General features: G+C 56.6%; 1 protein-coding gene. It reads right to left on the reverse strand.

Features of this window, described 5'->3' with window-relative positions; genetic code table 11:
* On the reverse strand, positions 1 to 2,488 hold a 2,488-nt coding region (locus tag NW849_RS11060; RefSeq protein WP_414357681.1), incomplete at its 3' end, for an ExeM/NucH family extracellular endonuclease.
* Positions 2,489 to 2,628 lie beyond the last annotated feature (140 nt).

Raw genomic sequence — 2,628 nt, forward strand, 5'->3', positions numbered from 1 at the left:
AGGCAATGTAAACACGGTTGGAAGGCTGGATCCCAGCCAGAGAAATCGGGCCGGAGTCGACGAAGCTGCCCGTAGAGCCCGTAGAGAGAGTGGGAATCGTCAGAGCAGTCCAAGTGGCTGCATTCACTGCCGCTGGAGTGCCTGCACCGCTGTAGTTGGTGGAGTAAAGAACGCTTAGTTGTTGCGAAGGAGGAAGGCCGTTATCGCTAAAAGAACTCTGATTGCGGAAGGTCAGAACTGGGTTGCTGACGGAAGCCAGGTTCAGAGGAGGAGTGATCAGCCAGTCATTACCCGGTTGCTGACCGTTGAAAGCGTTGGCCTCGGCAAGGGAGTTGACACAACGCCAGGAACGACTGGTGTCGCCGTCCACATCCACAATCTGCCAGCCGGCTGGAGCAGGGTTGCAGTTATCAAAGCCTTCAGTCAAAGGCAGGTTAACGGAAGGAGGAGTTGGTGTCGGTGTGGGCGTCGGCGTCGGTGTGGGCGTCGGTGTCGGTGTGGGCGTCGGCGTCGGTGTTGGGGCCGGAGTCAGGTTCAAGCCAACGAGCACCGGATCGTGGTCGGAAGAGCGGAAGGGATCGCTGGCGTAGAAGAGGCTCTGCTGAGAGGGACTCTTGAAGCTCAGGGTGTAGTCCAAGCTCACGGGCTCATCAGCGTTGATGTGCCACTTAGCTGAGCCTGTAACTTGGGGTCTCAGACTGCTGTTGGCCAGGGCATGATCCAGAGATCCCCACTGTCCTTGGAAGCTAAAGGAGTAGCTGTTGGAGCCATTGAGGTTGATGAACCCGCCCGCCTCCAGAGTTTTGATCGGATCCTCCATAGCGTAGGAGTTGAGATCCCCCATAATCAACACATCCGGATCGGTGGAGCCAGTTGGATTGGTGGCGAGCCAGCTCAAGAGTTGCTGAGCGGCCCGGGTGCGGTTGCCGTTGCAATTGCCTTGGAAGGGATCGTTGTCAATAGGATCGCAGGGAGAAACCTTGGACTTGAAGTGGTTGACCACAACAGTGAAGGTGGCGTTGTTGCTCCGCTGCCGGAAGGTTACAGCCAGAGGAGGACGATGGAAGCGTCCGGGGCCTTGGGTGAATTCCCCTGTGTCCAGGAAGGCCGGGTTAGTGCCGGGGGCAATTTCAACCGTAGCTGGCTTGTAGATAAAGCCGTTGGTGATGGCATCGCCGCCCAGGTTGGGCACTCCAACATTCACAAAGGCGTAGGTTCCTGCCCCCATGACCTGGTTGAGCCCGTTCACCAAATCCTGAATGGAACTATTCGAACCGTATCCATCGTTTTCTAACTCGTTGAGGCCTACGATATCGGCATCCATGCGGCGAATAGCCTCGATGAGCTTATCCCGCTGGCGGGTGAACTCGGTGGCGTTGCTGGCTCCCCGACAGGAGGAGTTATTGGGGAAGCAGGCGTTGCCGAAGGTGTTGAAGTAGTTGAACAGGTTAAAGCTAGCTACCCTCAGGGAGCCCCCTACTGAGGGTGGGTTTTGCGGGCGAGGGTTGGTGGCTGTAAACCTGGGCAAGTTGTTGGGATCATTGGGGTGGATACGGTAGTCGATGGTCGCATCCACATCGCCACTGACATTCCGGCCTCGCAACTGGGTCATGATCCCGGTGATGTTGCTGACGCGATCGCCGCCGCGCACAGTGTTAGCCGCGCTCAGGTCACCCGGAGTGGGGTAGATAACCGGATCTGGGTTTTGGGTGAGCAGCCGGTCATCAATGCGAATCCGCTTTCGGTCGTTTTCCGCTTGAATGGCAGCTGCCTGGCTGGGAGCCGCAATTTGCGTAGGAGTGAACAACCGCTCTGTGGCCACACTCAGCTCCCCGTGGCGTCCCAGCAAGAAGGAGTCGGTTACAAACAGGGGCTGATTTCCAAATGTGACCAGCATTCCTTCCAGAGCTTCCCTTTGCTCCGCAGTCAGCGGTAGAGAGATCTGCACTGGGGCCGGCAACGGATTGTCAGAGCTACAGACAGTAAAGCTGGTGACGTTGGAGAGCTGGGTTTGCTGGCGGAACTCAGCAACCGTTCCGGTCACCTGAACCCTATCCCCAAGCCTGACGTTATTAGCTGTGCCACTGAAAACGAAGATGCCATCTGATGTGGCGGGATTCCCGTCACCATCATCTTGTAGGTAGTAGCCCTGGAGATAGGTTTGGCCAGCCACCCCCTCATTTTCAAAGTCTCCTACTACGATTCCAGAAACCGTGACTGTTTGGTTCACCAGGGGGGAAGTGAAGCCAGTGCCCTGGACAGTGCCAACTGGGATCAGGTTGGCGTTGGGATCACAGCCTCCCGGCGTGGGCGTCGGTGTTGGCGTGGCTGTGGGTGTTGAAGTCGGGGTCGGTGTGGGCACAGGTGTAAGTATTGGCAAAAGAGTTCTTCTGGAGCCGCGCCCTTGCAGAGAAACCAAAAGCACCAAACCAAAAACTAGCACCGCAATTGATTGGGCAACACGACGCGAAGTAACCCTAGACCACATCTGCTTCACTCCTCCCGAAACTTCAAAGGATCCCGTATTTTTACCGTCTGTATGGATACCATCTTCAGCTAGAAATCGCAGGAGCCCCGCACTGTACCCGTAGGGTCAGTGTCGGGAGGAATGCGGAAGTTATGATAGAA

This window comes from Synechococcus sp. R55.3 (assembly GCF_047461975.1).
Classification (GTDB): domain Bacteria; phylum Cyanobacteriota; class Cyanobacteriia; order Thermostichales; family Thermostichaceae; genus Thermostichus.